The organism is Aeromicrobium sp. YIM 150415, from assembly GCF_016918125.1.
In the GTDB taxonomy this organism is placed as follows: Bacteria; Actinomycetota; Actinomycetes; order Propionibacteriales; family Nocardioidaceae; genus Aeromicrobium; species Aeromicrobium piscarium.
Map to the genome: position 1 here is coordinate 1 of NZ_JAERWM010000015.1, position 14367 is coordinate 14367.

12 protein-coding genes and 2 pseudogenes are annotated in these 14367 nt (G+C 65.1%); 5 read left to right on the forward strand and 9 right to left on the reverse strand.

Annotation, left to right across the window (positions count from 1 at the left end; translation table 11 throughout):
- Window positions 1-106: 106 nt before the first annotated feature.
- Window positions 107-475, reverse strand: a complete 369-nt coding sequence (locus JL108_RS10280) for a VOC family protein (RefSeq protein ID WP_205198197.1) — start codon at window positions 473-475, stop codon at window positions 107-109.
- Between the two features lie 61 nt (window positions 476-536).
- On the opposite strand from JL108_RS10280, the gene JL108_RS10285 reads away from it, so the two are divergent.
- A complete protein-coding gene (locus JL108_RS10285) occupies window positions 537-995 on the forward strand; it encodes a MarR family winged helix-turn-helix transcriptional regulator (RefSeq protein WP_205198198.1) in 459 nt (152 codons plus the stop codon).
- Window positions 996-1012: 17 nt separating this feature from the next.
- Here the strand turns inward: JL108_RS10285 and JL108_RS10290 are convergent, their stop codons facing one another.
- Window positions 1013-1960, reverse strand: coding sequence for a hypothetical protein (locus JL108_RS10290; RefSeq protein WP_205198199.1), 948 nt, complete (start codon window positions 1958-1960; stop codon window positions 1013-1015).
- Window positions 1961-2062: 102 nt separating this feature from the next.
- On the opposite strand from JL108_RS10290, the gene JL108_RS10295 reads away from it, so the two are divergent.
- Window positions 2063-4723 (forward strand): Ig-like domain-containing protein, encoded by a 2661-nt coding sequence (locus JL108_RS10295; protein WP_205198200.1) that lies wholly within the window; start codon window positions 2063-2065, stop codon window positions 4721-4723.
- Window positions 4724-4819: 96 nt separating this feature from the next.
- On the opposite strand, the pseudogene JL108_RS19910 reads toward JL108_RS10295, so the two are convergent.
- The 6 genes and pseudogenes from JL108_RS19910 to JL108_RS10320 form a co-directional block, all read right to left on the reverse strand.
- Window positions 4820-4918: pseudogene (locus JL108_RS19910) on the reverse strand (VOC family protein); the annotation flags it as partial.
- 14 nt (window positions 4919-4932) lie between these two features.
- Window positions 4933-5637, reverse strand: a complete 705-nt coding sequence (locus JL108_RS10300) for an MgtC/SapB family protein (protein ID WP_240190918.1) — start codon at window positions 5635-5637, stop codon at window positions 4933-4935.
- A gap of 381 nt (window positions 5638-6018) precedes the next feature.
- On the reverse strand, window positions 6019-6630 hold the full coding sequence (locus tag JL108_RS10305; RefSeq protein ID WP_205198201.1) for a hypothetical protein: 612 nt from the start codon (window positions 6628-6630) through the stop codon (window positions 6019-6021).
- Between the two features lie 553 nt (window positions 6631-7183).
- Window positions 7184-7861 carry a toll/interleukin-1 receptor domain-containing protein gene (locus tag JL108_RS10310; RefSeq protein ID WP_205198202.1) on the reverse strand — a complete coding sequence of 226 codons (678 nt, stop codon included), beginning with the start codon at window positions 7859-7861 and terminating at the stop codon, window positions 7184-7186.
- A gap of 128 nt (window positions 7862-7989) precedes the next feature.
- Entirely contained in the window at window positions 7990-10278 is a 2289-nt protein-coding gene (locus JL108_RS10315) for an AAA family ATPase (protein WP_205198203.1), read from the reverse strand.
- Between the two features lie 17 nt (window positions 10279-10295).
- Window positions 10296-11456, reverse strand: a complete 1161-nt coding sequence (locus JL108_RS10320) for a DNA cytosine methyltransferase (protein ID WP_205198204.1) — start codon at window positions 11454-11456, stop codon at window positions 10296-10298.
- Window positions 11457-11609: 153 nt separating this feature from the next.
- On the opposite strand from JL108_RS10320, the gene JL108_RS10325 reads away from it, so the two are divergent.
- Window positions 11610-12788 carry a hypothetical protein gene (locus JL108_RS10325; RefSeq protein WP_205198205.1) on the forward strand — a complete coding sequence of 393 codons (1179 nt, stop codon included), beginning with the start codon at window positions 11610-11612 and terminating at the stop codon, window positions 12786-12788.
- Here the strand turns inward: JL108_RS10325 and JL108_RS10330 are convergent.
- Window positions 12778-13206, reverse strand: coding sequence for a very short patch repair endonuclease (locus JL108_RS10330; RefSeq protein ID WP_205198206.1), 429 nt, complete (start codon window positions 13204-13206; stop codon window positions 12778-12780). The two genes, JL108_RS10325 and JL108_RS10330, sit on opposite strands and share 11 nt — an antisense overlap.
- Window positions 13207-13278: 72 nt before the next feature.
- On the opposite strand from JL108_RS10330, the pseudogene JL108_RS20605 reads away from it, so the two are divergent.
- Both JL108_RS20605 and JL108_RS10340 read left to right on the forward strand, forming a co-directional pair.
- Window positions 13279-13985 (forward strand): annotated as a pseudogene (locus tag JL108_RS20605) (recombinase family protein).
- Window positions 13934-14191: a hypothetical protein gene (locus JL108_RS10340; protein ID WP_205198208.1), complete on the forward strand. Its 258-nt coding sequence runs from the start codon at window positions 13934-13936 to the stop codon at window positions 14189-14191. Before JL108_RS20605 ends, JL108_RS10340 begins: the two are co-directional and overlap by 52 nt.
- Window positions 14192-14367: the final 176 nt, after the last annotated feature.

A 14367-nucleotide genomic window follows, 5' to 3' on the forward strand; every position in this document is an offset into this window, starting at 1 on the left:
GCGCCCGCGCCCCCCCCCCCCCCCCCCCCGCCCCCCCCCCCGCGCCCCCCCCCCCCCCCGCCGCCCCCGCCCCCGCCCCCCCCCCCACCCCCGCGCCCTACGGCGATCACGCACGGTCGTGGAGGGTGATCTGGTAGCCGTCGGGGTCCGCGAAGGCGAAGGTCCGCCCGAAGGGGCCGTCGAAGGGGTCGGCCACGATGGTGTGGCCGTCGGCGGCGAGGGCATCGTGAATCGCCTGCGTATCGGTGGCGTGGAGCCATATCGCCGTGCCGATACCCGGCTGGTCGACCGAGGCGATGTCGGTGCCGGGGATGATGTCACGGAGGGCGAACGCGATCGGTGTCGTCTCGAAGACGACCGCATGCGGGGGCCCGGCTGGGGAGCGGACGAGGCCGAGGTAGTGCTCGTAGAACGCCTGCGATGCGGCGAGGTCGCGCACCTGAAGGGACAGGAAGTCGGGGCCGGTGACAGGCATGTGGTGCCCTTTCTTTTCATGTCAGTTTTCTGACACGAGGACTCTATGTCAGAATACTGACATGAGTCAAGACGGTGCAGGGATCGACCTCGACACCTCGGTCGGCTACCTCCTCAAGGAAGCATCGAGCGCTCTTCGCCTGGCGATGGAGGAAGCGCTGCGGCCCTTCGAGATGAGCATCACGCACTACTCCTGTCTCGAACTGCTGGCACAGCGACCGGGATCGTCGAATTCCGAGCTCGCGCGCGGAGCCTTCGTCACCCGGCAATCGATGAACGTGCTGCTGAAAGCTCTGGAACGGGACGGCTTCGTGACCAGGCTCGCGGAGGCGCCCGTGGGGAAGGCCTTGCCCACTCGGCTCACCGATCGCGGGAGACGACGTCTCGAGGAGGCATCGGCGGCCGTCCGCTCGGTCGAGATGAGGATGCTCGCCGGCCTGAGCGAGACAGAGCAGTCAGAAGCGCTCCGCATCCTACGCAGCATGGTTCGCTCCCTACGCCACGACGCCACCGCGGTGTAGCCGTCCGTGGAGCCGGATCAGCGTGCGGAGTCGCTGTGCCACGCCATACCGAGCGCGAAGAGGCCATCGACGCCGTAGTGGTCCATCGCGAGCGCTACCCTCCGCCGTGCCGTGCGCTCGGAGATACCGAGTGTGCGGGCAGCCGACTCGATCGTGACACCGCCAGCCAGGAGCGGCAGCAGCGCGCGCCAATCGTTCTCGGGCGAAGGGAACGGTTGCGAGTGCTGCCAGACCGTATCGAAGTAGTGAGCGGCGAGCCTGGCGATCGGCGGCGCGGTGACGAGCAGAACGCGCTCGAAGGTGTCCTGATCGCTCGAGGTCGGCAGGGCGAGCGTGTCGTCGTGGAGCACGAACCATTCGGACGTCGATCGTGCGATGCGGATCTGGGTACTCGGTGCGATGAGGGCCCCGACGCGCTCCGCACCAGCTTCAGCGAGAGTCGATCCCGGCAGGAGGCACCGTACGTCGAGCGAGTGCTCGCTCATGAACGAGTCGGCGAGCGCGACATCCGGCACGCGGAACGATTCGATGAGCTCGAGTCCGTTCGTCATGATGCGGATCTTTCCGGGAATCTCCCACCCGAACCGGCCGCTCCACAGTTCCTGCAGCACGTGCGGACCCTGGAGCACCTCGACGGGGTACTCGCCGCCGCTTTTCTGGCGCCCGATGGCCCAATCGTTGAGCAGTTGGGGCATGGTGTCGAGCCGGTCCCGGATGCTCTCTCCCGCGCCCACGATGCTCTGCAGCTGCGCGTCGACCACCGAGCGCAGGTGGTCAACGGGTGAGCGCGCCAGCAGACGATCACCCTCGCGGGCGATTCGACCCTCGGATGCGAGAGAGGAGGTCGCCGCGGCGATCTCGGCCGGATCGGCCCCGGTGCTCGCGGCGATCTCGTCCACGTCCGTCGCGCCTCGCAGGATCGCGCTGAGCACACCCGCAACGATGTCATCTTCCTGCCGTGTCATCTATCTGACCCACAATCTGGCATTTTCCTGTCTATCGTTGAAGCATAGTCGGTGGAGGGCGCCGGTCGACGATGCGCGCCACGCGCGAGACAGGGGAGCAGCATGCGACGAAGCACCAGGGTGACGTTCGGGCTGCTTGCCGCGCTGGTGATCTCGTTGCCCCTCGCGGCAACCCCGGTCTTCGCCGCCGACACGACGGTGACGGACCTCGGTGGGCTGAAAGCCGCGGTCGATGGCGACGCGGGCTGCGAAGCCGGAGACACCGCCACGCTCGGGGCGGATATCGACGTCGCGCCTCAGCTCGCTGAGGGTCAGGTGCGGATCTCGTGCGATGTCGTCATCGACCTGAACGGGCATCGTCTCGCACCTCATTCGATGAGCATCGCCCCTGGTGCGCAGGTAACCATCACCGACACCGCGACCGGAGGCGTGCTCGACATCGATACGGCGCGGAGCCCGGATGGCGGATCGGTCGCGGGCATCGGCATCGAATCCGCCGGCACCGGCCTCGTGATCGAAGGCAATGCCCGGGCAACCGTGAGCTCGACGAACTGGCCCGCGATCGGCTCAGGATGCACGGGCTGCGGCTACGGCGCCATCGTGATTCGCGGCGCCGCCACTGTTGAGGCTTCCGCCGACGCGCAGTACTCGGCGGCTATCGGCGGTGGCTCAGGCAGCGGAAATGGCACCGTGACGATCGGCGGCAATGCGGCCGTCACGGCCACCGTCACCTCGGGGACCGGTGCATGGGGCGCCGCGATCGGCGATGGTTTCTCCGGGCGCGGTACCACCGTCACGATCACGGACTCCGCTCATGTCGTCGCGACTGCGCACGACGGCTCCGGTATCGGGGCGGGGAGCGACGGTACTGGCCGGAGCACGGTCGTGATCGACGGCAATGCGGTGGTCGAGGCCTCCGCGAGCGGCATCGGTGCGGGCATAGGAAGCGGCGACGGCAGTTCTGGAAGCGATGTGGCTATTCGCGGTGCGGCGCGTACGACCGGCGTCAGCAAGTACGCAGCCGGTATCGGCGGTGGCGGTGACCGCAGCGGCGTGGTCATCGAGGGGTCTGCGATGGTGAGCGGCGAATCCGAAGAAGGTGCGGGCATCGGCTCCGGGTGGCTGTTCACTTCCGCCGGTCACACTGCGGTGAGCATCGCGGGCGACGCGCAGGTGACGGGAAGCTCCAGCAACGGTGGTGCGGGTATCGGTGCCGGAAGCAATGGCGGAGGATCGGTCGACGTGACGATCGACGGCGCCGCTCAGGTCGTCGCATTCTCCCGGCTCGGAGCGGCGGTCGGCCACGGCATCCCCGGCGAGGCGGTGCCCACCGAGACCTCGACGGTTGCTCTCGGTGATGGTGCGACGCTGATCGCGGATGCCCCCTACTCAGAGGGGAATGCAGTGGGTACGACGACCAACGCGGACACTGCGCCGCACGAGATCCAGATCGACGGAAAACTGCGGATCAGTGACGGTTCGCGGCTCCACGTGCCCGCGGCGACCTCGCTGAGTGTCGGAGCCGACGGTGCGATCCTCGGTGAGCCAGACAATGCAGTGACCGCCCGGCTCACCGGTCCCGGGGTCGTGCAGAATCAGGGCGTCATCGCCCTCACCCGGCCGGACGCGCCGCACCTGGTCGAGGGCAACTCCTACCTCGTGCGATTCCAGCGCCTCGGTGCACCCATGCTCGACGATGTGTGGGTGTACGCGCCGAGCTTCGACACCGGCTACCGGGACTTCCCCGCGCTGTCGACGGGTGCCGTGTGGAACACGCTGCCGACCGGTCAGGGCGTGGCGGTCGAGGACTCAACCGCGCTCGCGCCGCTCGCCGTCGAGCAGACCGTTGACGGGAACCAGGTGCAGCACGTCGTCGCCTTCGAGGTATCGGTCACCGTGCCGTCGACGGTGACGGCGACTGCCGTGCGCACTCCCGTCACGGTCGGCGGAGCACCCGTGCTCGACGTGCGCGTCGGGGCGTTCGGCGGTTTGACCCACACCGGCGGCCTCGAGGTCTACATCGGAGACACGTCGGGCGATCCCGTCGCGACAGGCGAGATCGAGCATGACGGAACGGCCTCGATCGAGGTGCCCGGCCTCGGTGTCGGCTCCCATGAGCTCATCGTCCGCTACCTCGGCAACGACGTCGTCGACCCCAGCGACTCCGATCCCGTCGAGGTCGAGGTGCTGCGGGCCGGAAGCACCGTATCGGTCAGCGGCCCGAACGAGGCGACGGTCGGTGACACGATCGAGTGGAGCGCCACCGTGACGAGTACCGAGTCGAGCGATGCCGAGGCGGATTCAGACTGGGGCGGTGTCGTGCCCACCGGCGATGTGCAGGTGCTGGTGGACGGGATGCCCTATGGCGATCCCGTGCCGCTCACGGAACCGGACGAGCAGCAGGGTGAGGCCTCGACGGGAGATGTCTCCCTCGTGCTCGATGGGGATCCCGGAGAGTACACGGTCGAGGTCGTCTACACGGGCGATGAGAACGTGACATCGTCTCGGACCAGCCATGGCCTGCGCCTCACCAGCGGTGACGATGGCGGCGGTGGCACCGACGACCATGATCGTGGCACCGGCAACGATCGTGATGGTGGCACAGGAGACAGGCCTGGCAGGGCCGGCGAGCCGCGCGCCCTCCCCGCAACCGGATCGGACACCTCGCCCTGGCTCTTGCTCGGTCTGGGCGCGATGGCGATCCTGGGCGGCGCGGCGGCGCTCATCTCCGTGCGGCGACGAGATGGAGTCCCAGCTCAGTAGAAGAACAGACCGTGATGGAGTCCGCGATCGGGTTGTCGACGACCAGGTCATCGAGGACGAGCGGGTACCTCCCGGTGCGGCTCCCTGGTGCGCAAGGTGCGGCGGGACTCCTGACCGGCCTGGGGAGCGGACGAGGCCGAGGTACTGCTCGTAGAACGCCTGCGATGCGGCGAGGTACTGCACCTGGAGGGACAACCGGTCTGAGCGAGCTACTCGCGGTCGTCCTCGGCGAGGATCTGCACGCTGCGAACACCGTCGATACGGGTCAGCACGTCGACGAGTCGGCCATCGTCCGAAGGCCCGTTGAGTTCCACTGTCAACGCCGCCGTTCCCCGGGATGCGCCATGCGACTCGACCCGACTCACCGTCCACCCGCCGGAGGTCAGTCGGGGCAACACCTCCCGCAACAACCCGCGGCCGTCCTCGTAGACCACCTCGATCTGGATCTGAGAATCCCGGGATCCCGGTAACCGATGAGTGAGGGCCGTGAAACCGTAGACCACGAGGAAATGCAGTGCGGTGACCACCAGCGCGAGCACCCACAGACCAGCCGCTGCCGCCATGCCGATCGCCGCCGTCTCCCACACCGAGGCGGCCGTGGTGAGGCCGCTGACCCGTCCTCGTCGGGTGAGGATCAGACCCGCGCCGAGGAATCCGAGGCCGGAGACGATCTGCGCCGCGACTCGCGACGGGTCGAGCACGACCTGGTCACCGAGGACGTTCATGAAGCCGTACTTGCTGACCAGGAGGAACAGCGCCGACGCCGTGCCAACGATCGCCTGCGTCCGCAGCCCGGCGCTCTTTCCCCGGAGCTGGCGCTCCAGGCCGATCAGGCTGCTCAGCACGAAGGCCAGCACCAGCTCGCCCACCTGCAGCCAGCCCTGACCGTCGGATATCGAGACCGAAGACATCATGACCACTACGATCTTATGCCCGGCACACAGCTTCTCACCTTCTACGCGAGGTGGACGCTGGTGAACTCACACCGAATACCCAACGTCGCCTGGCCCAGCCGCACACGCCTGAACCGCGACATCGCCATCCGTCGCGCGGCGCGACCAGCCCCGCGGTTGTCGTCATCGACACCGACCGCTGGGACCAGCTCAACGGACTCCTCCACGACGAGCGCATCGCCCTTCACGCCCGCATCGGCGGCCCGTTCACCCTCGCGGGCCGAGTCCGACTCCGGTTCCACGGTTGAGAAAGGCCCGCGACCATGACCGCCGAGCTCCCGACCCGGTCAAGGCATCGATTCGACTGGGAGTACCGGCCCCCATCGTCTGAAGCGGCGTCCGTCAGGAGGCGAAGTCGGGCGCGGCTCCGGTCAGCTGGAAGGCGATCGCCAGCAGAGCGATGACCGGCAGCGGCAGGATCCACGGCCAGGCGGCTCGTGGACGTCGCGAACGGCCAGACCGCCAGGTGGTCATCGCCAACACCACCACCAGGACACCGCAGCACAAAAGCACCGTCTGAGTTCCCGGAGTGGTCCGCCAGATCACCGAGAGCACCTGGGGATCGTAGGTATCGAACCGTTCGGCGAATCGCTCAACACGTGGGCCAAGACCAGGATTCCAGCGTGGATGAATCGAGGCCATCATGACCGACAGGACCCCCAGAACACCTGCCACACAGAATACGGTGATCGAAGCGCCTCGTCGACGGCGTCGGGTGATGCCCGCGACGAAGAGAAGATAGGCCGTGCATGGGATGGCGACCTGCACCACCGTAAGAACCGCGAAGATCGTGAACGCCGCAGAGCTCCAGCTGTAAGGGCGCTCAACGACCCAACCAGCCTGGTGCGCTATGGACGAAGCGACCTCGACCAGCAGGGGCTTGTAGACAAACTCATTGAACGGGATGCCGATCACGGCAATGGCCCCTACGCCACCGAAGATCCAGGCGAACATCGTCGCCGGTTGAGGCTGCTGTAGAGGTGGCACATCCCTATGACGGGACCGTCCTTGCGGCGGCGGAGGAGACGGCAATCGGTCTGGGGGCTGAGTGCTCATTACTCGTCAACGGTACTGGAGGGCTCACCCGAGGACGTCGGATGCGCCTGGCTCTTGTGCACTCGTCAACGGTTCTCCCAGATCGCGCCTGAGCTGCGAGCCCCGCGATCACGCGGGCAAGGTTCGAACATTCAACTTTGAGTGGAATCTGGTCGACCCAATCGGAACACCCAGCGTCGACTGGAACACCATATTTCCACATGGGAACAGGTAGAACAGGAAGAAACATCTGAGCCGAACGGGCCCGCACAAGCCGATCGGGATGTTATGACGAACCCTGGTAGACGTACTCGAACACCGCTGACCGAGAAGGAAGGAGACGCTATTCGAACTGCCCGGGATCGAGGGGAGAGCGTCATGTCGATCACGGAGCGCTTCAACGTCCATCGGGTGACCGTGTGGGAGTGCACGCGGCATCCGCCATGATAGACCGCTATCGATCATCAGACCGTCATGCGTCCTCGGGTGTGGCTTCCGACCGGTCGATGGTGTCGGCGATCATGGCGGCGATCTCTTCTAACGAGTTCTCCTCGGTCGAGAGCCCGGCGCGGGACGCAAGGAGCGGACTCTCATCATTCAGTTCATCGAATGAAAGACCATGAAGGACCGGAATGACCCGGTTCGTGCGGAGCAGCGCGGCGAGCTCCTTGTCTGCGATTCCTTCGTTCCGCAGTGACTGGATCATGTTGGGCGTAACCAGCACAACCCCCAGCTTCGAGTCTCGTAGGCCTTGGTCGATCCGGCGTGTGAGCGCTTCTCCAAGCCGAACATCCTTCTCGCTGAACCAGACAGAGGCGCCGAAGCTCTCGAGGTGATCGTGTAGCTCCCTGGCAGACTCGTTCCGGTCCGGCCATGCGTGGCAGAGAAACACATCCCGCAGGTCGGGCTTTCGCTCATGGAGCTCGCGGAGGGCGTCGCTAGTTGGTTCGAGATGACGAACCTGGTCTGGCGTGTAGTCGACAACCGGGCGCGATCGGGTTGCGTTGGACCGGAGCCGTGACTGCAGCTGACGAAGCTCGCGGTCGGAGCGCTTGGCCTGGCGATCAAGATCGTTGGCCGCGCTCTTGAGCTTGCGGCCGGCCTGCTCGAGCTTTCGGAGGTCGTTTTGGAGCTTCGCCTGCGAGGGCATCCGGGGAACTCTCGGCACGACGCTTCCTTCCTACGGCGGCTGTCGCATCCAGTATCCCATCGACGACCGACAACGCCGCTGTCGGCAGGGCGAGTTACGTCCGCAACGCGCTGCGACTCACCAGCGAGTCACGCAAGTGCAGCAACATCAATCCCAGCGCCTGTGCACATCCGCTCAAAGTGCTCGCTGTCAACTGCGCGCAGGAACTCCATACACCGGCGGATCTGCCCATGGACGGCGCGGGCGTCAAGCACGTCGATGCTCTCGTTCCCCTCGCCGTGTGAGAAGCGATTGCAGAAGTCATATACGTCGCGGTAAGGTTCGCCTTCCTGAGACTCCACCAACGCTTCGAGTTGTTGAAGGAAGTCGGTGCGGTGGGGCGCCTTGTAGCTGGCGAAGACCTCCAGGACGCGGCGAGCGGCGTTCGGTAGTAGGAAGAGGCGTTCGTGGTCCTCGGAGTCAGCGATGCCGGCCATCACCATCGAGAAGAGATAGGCATACTCCGATGTGTTGTGGAGCAGGACGCGTGGAAGTCTACCGACACGAGAGCGGCGCTCGCCGTCAACCGAGGCCGCGTACATCTCTAGGAACGAGACCTTCGGGAAGCGAATCTCGTCGGCATCGTTCTTCTTGATCTGACTCATCGACTTGCCCCAGACGTTCTTGTGGGACTTGATGAATAGTCGCAGCAAGCTGAAATCGTGGGTCAGGATGATGTACTGACCGAAGCCCTTGAGCGTGTCGATCAGCCACTGATGGGTCGCGAAGAGAGCTTCCCGGTCGAGCGAGCTGGACGGATCGTCGATCACTACGATTCGCTGCGACCGGTCACCGCCAGGAGTCTGCTCGTCTTCCAGCTTCCGCAGGAAGTACAGCAACGACAAGGTCGTCCGCTCACCATCGCTGAGATCCGTACCGGGCCCGTTCCCGCGACGGCAGGCATACGACTTGCCGTCTGACGTGACTGCAACGCTGAGGTGATCCTTGCCGTAAACGCGAGCCAGGTCACGGGTCAGAGTGTCAGCCATGTCCTTCGTGGTGAACTGTGCCTGACGCACCTCATCCAGACGTCGTTCGGCCAGGTTTGCGGCATCCTTGGCGGTCTGACTCTTGGCTGCCAGCTCCTTCGCCTGTTTTTCAAGCGCTCGGAAGGCTTCGCTTTGGGATCCGACGAGATGGTCCAGAACCGTCTGCTTGCGCTCCGCGGTGACCTCTGCGTGACGTCGAGCCCGGTCGTTGTGCTCCGTGACAGCCTGGGCAAGCAGTGTGGCGGATGGAGTCGTGTTGAGCGAAGCCCATTCTGGGACACTGGGGGTGGCGCTGGGGTCCGCGATCTTGTCGTTGAGCGCCTCTTCAACGGCCACAAGCACGACAACGCGATCATCCACATCGGTCTTGGCTCGCTCCACAGCCCCCTCGTAGACCGACTGAAGTTCGCTCGCCAAGCTCGCCGCGGCCGGCAGAGCCGCATGCCAGGCGACAAGTTCTTTCTTCTCGCCCACGACAGCTTCCAGCAGCTTCTTCGCCTTGCTGCGGATCTGGAGCCAGCTCTCATCGAAATGGCGAGCCAACTGATCACGACGATTGCCGCTGATCTCCCCGGCGCAGAACAGACAGTGATTGAGGCCTTCGTGCAGTATGAGACCTTGCTCAACCCATGTCTGAGCCGCCGGGTTGCCTTCTAGTGCTTTGATAGCAAATCGAGTGGGCGTCTCGGCCAACGTCTCGGGCAGACTGACCAGGAGGCTGGCGATGCCACTGGGCGGAGCGACGATCTCCGGCACGGGTGACGGCGCAGCCTCTCCAAGCCGTTTGAGGGCCTCAGCGTGCGCGTTGCTATCTGGAAAATCTCCCTTGTACTTGCGCAGGTCATCCTGGACTTTCGGCACGGAGTAGCGGTTCTTCGTGAAGTGGCTGTAGTCAAACTCCTTGAGCTCAGACACGATGCGGTCCTGGAGGCCGCGAGCCAGCTTCTCGACCTTGTCATCGGCGGCTTTCTGCTGCTTGGCGGCCTCCGCGGCCTCGTCTCGAAGCTCGCCGATCTCCTCGACGAGTCGGTGTTCCTCCTCCTTCGCATCGATAGCTTCTTTGCCAAGGGTCACGATAGCCGTGGCACCAGCACCGTCGAGGAAAGCAGACAGGTTGGCCTCAACCCACTTGCGGGTGAACACCGCCATGGACGTCAAGGGACTTGCACCACCCACCTTGATGTTGTTGCGGTTCTTTTGTTCGTCCTCCCAGACCACGCCCGTGGCGCAGCCTCCCTCGGCAAGGCTGAGAAGAAGTTCAGACAGCGTCGATTTGCCGCTTCCGTTGTGGCCGTACACGACTGTGCGGCCACCCAACGGAAGATCGTCCGGCCAAAAGCCCCGGTAGAGAGCGCGCCAGGAATCCTTCAAATCAAGTCGGCGGAGCATATTCATACTGCTTCGGCTCACGCGAACACAACGTCACGAACCGCCTGCCGCCGATCGAGGTAGCCGAGCTGGTCCATCAACGCTCGAACGACGGCTTTGCCGAGTTCCAGCGGGACAGCATTGCCGAGCTGACGTTGGACGTCGGATCGAGTGCCGCTGATCTTGAAGTCATCGGGGAAGGACATGAGCCGCAGCATCTCGTTCACGCGGAGGCGTCTTGCTCGTTCTTCACCGGAGGAGGTGAGGACGTTCTCCCAGTGGAATGGGCCGACCCACGGGCCGGGCTGAGCCTGGAGAGTTGTCGAGGGTCGATTGGGGTCCAGGCGGAGCAGGAATGTCCAGTAGCGACTGCGCCACTCGAACTGGTTGCGGCCGTCGTAGCGTTCGGTGTGCCAGAGGTAGTTCTGCCCGGGTGGGATCTCGGCCGCGAGCTCACCATACTGACCGTCGACGATCTCGTCGAGCGATGCGGGCACCAGTCGGGGCAGGTCGGCGAACGCCTGTGCCGCGGTGACGTGTGGGATCTTGGTCGCATCGATCCTACGGTCGCGTTCGCTCCACCCGGAATGGGTTGGCTCGGGGAACTCGAACTTCTCCCCATCGCGACGTCCGACAACGAACACACGGCGGCGCAGCTGAGGAACGCCGTAGTCCGCGGCGAGCAGGACCTTCCATTGCGGGTTGTAACCCAGCTCGCCGAGACCTCTGAGCAGGCGCTCGAACTGTGCCTTGTGGGTCTTGTAGGTCAGGCCCTGGACGTTCTCCAGGATGAATGCCTCGGGCCGTGACTCGCGTACGATCCGGACGTACTCGTCGAGCAGCGAGGCGTTGGGGTCGCGGCTCTCGCGCTTCTGCTCCAGCCAGAACCCAGACTTGGAGAACGGGGTGCACGGCGGGCCACCGACCAGGAGCACGGGCTCCTCTGCGCAAAGGCCCGCGGCATCGAGTATCTGCTCCGTGAAAACTTGCCGGATGTCGCCGGTGAGGGTGGCGGCATCGTGGAAGTTCGCCTTCAGCGTCTGCAACGCGGGCTCGTTGTAGTCCGTCGCAACCGACACCCGCAGCAGGCCACCGCCCGGGTCACCTGAGACCAAGGGCTCGGCGTCGGCGCGCTCGACAGCGAGGTCAAGCCCTCCTGCGCCGGAGAACAGGCTCACGACCGGGAGCTGCTCGCCCATATGCCACCTCGTTCCTATTCATGCACGCACGGCCCGGCGTCTGCGGACAGTGCGTGTCTGACCAGTATCGTCGAGAAGAGTCTGCCGGGAGCCACCGACATGCCCAGCGTGAACGTTGAGTTCTGTGGACAAGTCGGAGAAGAGAGGAGACCTGTGGAGGAGCAGCCACTCGCCGGTCGCGTCTTCGGCGAGGTCTATCGGGTGCAGGGCCGCGCTGACTTGCACGTGTTCCTCATCGAGGCGGTCAAGGCGTCTGGTGGTCGGCTCCTGTACGCGAGCGATCCGCACCGCGCCCCGGTCTTTTTGGGTGTGCAGCTCGACTCCGACGAACGGATCGGGATGCTCGTCTACCCCTTCCGGATCACGCGAAACACGATCAAGAATCGCCCCGCCGACGAGGTTCGCGGTCAGCTTCGCTACGGCTCGGAGGAGTCGTGGAAGCGAGAGCACCCGGTCGGACGCGACGTCGCGGGCGTGGATGTGAGCATGATCCTGGGAATCGACCTGATCGACGGCGTGATCCTCGGGCTGGACGCGAACCTGTGGGACCCGCTGCCGATGGGCATCTCCTTCTACGCCAAGGATGCTGAGATCGAGCAGGCCAAGGCATCCGGGTGGCATGTGTGGGAGAAGATCAACCGGGCCGGCACGAAGCGCTCCGAGCCACGCTCTCCCACCAGCCTGGAGACCGTCGTCGCATTCACGCCAGATCGCCTGATCGACTACGTCCGCCTGGAACGCCGTGCGACCTCGTTGCGCTTGGACCCGCCCCTGCGGTACTCCGCCGCCGTCACACTTGCCGACAAGACGGAGGTCGAGGAACTGCCGCGCCGACATGTGCTCGAGGAGCAGTTCGCGCTCACCAGCGAGCAGATCCTCGACATCATCAGTGGACGCAACCGACTCTCCGTCGCCGTCCGTGGCGGGGTGGCCGAACATCACCTGGAGCATCTGCTCGAACATGCTCCAGGCGTCGCTGCGGTGGAGCGGCTTGATGTGGACGCGATGCACGACTTCAACGTCACGATGACCGATGGTCGCCATCTCCGGGTGGAGTGCAAGAACGCTAGCCCGAAGACCTCCGCGAGTGGGGCGTTCAAGGTGGAGGTGCAAAAGACCCGCGCCTCCAAGGGCGACCCTGCCTCACGGTTCTACCCGGCCGACGGGTTCGACGTCGTCGCAGCGTGCCTGTTCTCTCCCACCGGACGCTGGGAGTTCCGTTATGGCCTGACCGCGCGCATGGCCAGGCACAGGGACTTCCCCGACCGTCTCGCCCCGATCCAGACCATCACCGACGACTGGACTGGCACCCTGGCCGACCTCAGCCATTGACCTCCCCGCGCGATCGGACCGTCTCGGCGATGTTGTCCGCGACCGAGGCTGGCGCCTCATGTTCCCAGAACCGCAGGACCGTCCAGCCGCGCTCCTTCAGCAGCGCGGTCGTCTCGACATCGCGGTAGCGGTTCCGACCGATCTTGCCCTCCCAGTAGTCCAGATTCGTCGCTGGCATGGAGAAGTGGTCCGGGCAGCCATGCCAGTAGCAGCCGTCGATGAAGACGGCGACCCGTACCCGGGTGAACAGCAGATCGGCAGTCCGACGCAGATCTTGCTCGGGTCGAGCGTTGACCCGGTAGCGCAGGCCCCGCGCGTGCACGAGGCGGCGTACGGCCAGCTCTGCCTTGGTGTCTCGACCACGGTTGCCCTGCATCGTCTTGCGTGCGGCGGCGCTCGACGCCCACGGCGTGTACATGGTTCAAGGCTATGGCGTCGATCCCGCTGGTGTGATCGCGGCTGACTGATCCGCAAGCCGCGGCGTTGGGGAATGACTGCAACCACTGAGAGTCCGTTGTCTCCGCTTCGGGCCGTGTCCTATGTCCGTGTGTCCACTCTCGATCAGGCCCGCCGCGGTTCTGAGCCCGAAGGATTGTCCATTCCCGCGCAGCGGGAGACGAACCGGCGACGAGCGTTGGAGATGGGCGCGCTCGTAGTCGCGGAATTCGTCGAGCGGGGCCGCTCGGGCAGGTCGCTGGAGCGGCCGGAGCTGCGGCGGATGCTGGAGTACATCCAGGACCGCTCGGTGGACTTCGTGATCGGCACAAGATCGACCGACTCGCCCGCGACCGGCTCCACGATTCGGCGATCACGAAGACGATCCTGGGAGCGGGCGCGTACCTGGTCTCTACAACTGAGGCGATCAGCACGACACCGAGCGGGAGGCTGCTGCCTGGGATCATGGCATCCATCGCGGAGTTCTACTCCCAGAACCTCGCCACCGAGGTGATGAAAGGAATGCGACAAAAAGCCATCCAGGGAGGCACACCTGGCCGGACGCCGCTCGGCTATCTCAACGAGCGTCGCATCGACGACGGACGCGAGGTCCGCACCGTCACGATCGACCCAGAGCGGGCCGAGCACATCATCTGGGCATTCAACGCCTACGCCACAACTCTGTCTGCCCGCAACGCAAAGCCCTGCCGATGGCCCGAGTCGAGCAGCGGGTCGAGAACCTGTACTACACGATCGAGTTGAACTCCGACGAGCGTGACCGCGTCGAGCAGATCGTGCTCGCCACGCTCCGCCAGCAGCAGGCGGTCAACGACGAGCGACTCGCAGAGATCACCGAGGAGACCGAGACCAATCAGACCAAGCTGGTCGATGCCTACTACGCCGACTCCATCGGCCGCGAGCTGTTCCTCACCCACCAGCGACGCCTCAACGCCGTACAGTGTCCGTGACACCCTCGACCTGCTGCAGGATGCCCATGCGACGTACACCGACGCTCCTGCAACGGTGCGGAAGCAGCTCAACTAGGCCATCTTCGCCGAGATCGTCCTCGGCGCTGACCCCGGCCGGATCCGCGCCGAACTCAACGAACCCTTCGAGAGCATAACCAAGCCCAGCAACGACTGAG

Bases quoted from the DNA above. Each gene is read 5' to 3' on its own strand.
- JL108_RS10315 (WP_205198203.1), bottom strand. From the start codon at position 10,278: ATGCTCCGCCGACTTGATTTGAAGGATTCCTGGCGCGCTCTCTACCGG.
- JL108_RS10320 (WP_205198204.1), bottom strand. From the start codon at position 11,456: ATGGGCGAGCAGCTCCCGGTCGTGAGCCTGTTCTCCGGCGCAGGAGGG.
- JL108_RS10330 (WP_205198206.1), bottom strand. From the start codon at position 13,206: ATGTACACGCCGTGGGCGTCGAGCGCCGCCGCACGCAAGACGATGCAG.
- JL108_RS10290 (WP_205198199.1), bottom strand. From the start codon at position 1,960: ATGACACGGCAGGAAGATGACATCGTTGCGGGTGTGCTCAGCGCGATC.
- JL108_RS10305 (WP_205198201.1), bottom strand. From the start codon at position 6,630: ATGTTCGCCTGGATCTTCGGTGGCGTAGGGGCCATTGCCGTGATCGGC.
- JL108_RS10285 (WP_205198198.1), top strand. From the start codon at position 537: ATGAGTCAAGACGGTGCAGGGATCGACCTCGACACCTCGGTCGGCTAC.
- JL108_RS10310 (WP_205198202.1), bottom strand. From the start codon at position 7,861: ATGCCCTCGCAGGCGAAGCTCCAAAACGACCTCCGAAAGCTCGAGCAG.
- JL108_RS10280 (WP_205198197.1), bottom strand. From the start codon at position 475: ATGCCTGTCACCGGCCCCGACTTCCTGTCCCTTCAGGTGCGCGACCTC.
- JL108_RS10340 (WP_205198208.1), top strand. From the start codon at position 13,934: ATGGCCCGAGTCGAGCAGCGGGTCGAGAACCTGTACTACACGATCGAG.
- JL108_RS10295 (WP_205198200.1), top strand. From the start codon at position 2,063: ATGCGACGAAGCACCAGGGTGACGTTCGGGCTGCTTGCCGCGCTGGTG.
- JL108_RS10300 (WP_240190918.1), bottom strand. From the start codon at position 5,637: ATGATGTCTTCGGTCTCGATATCCGACGGTCAGGGCTGGCTGCAGGTG.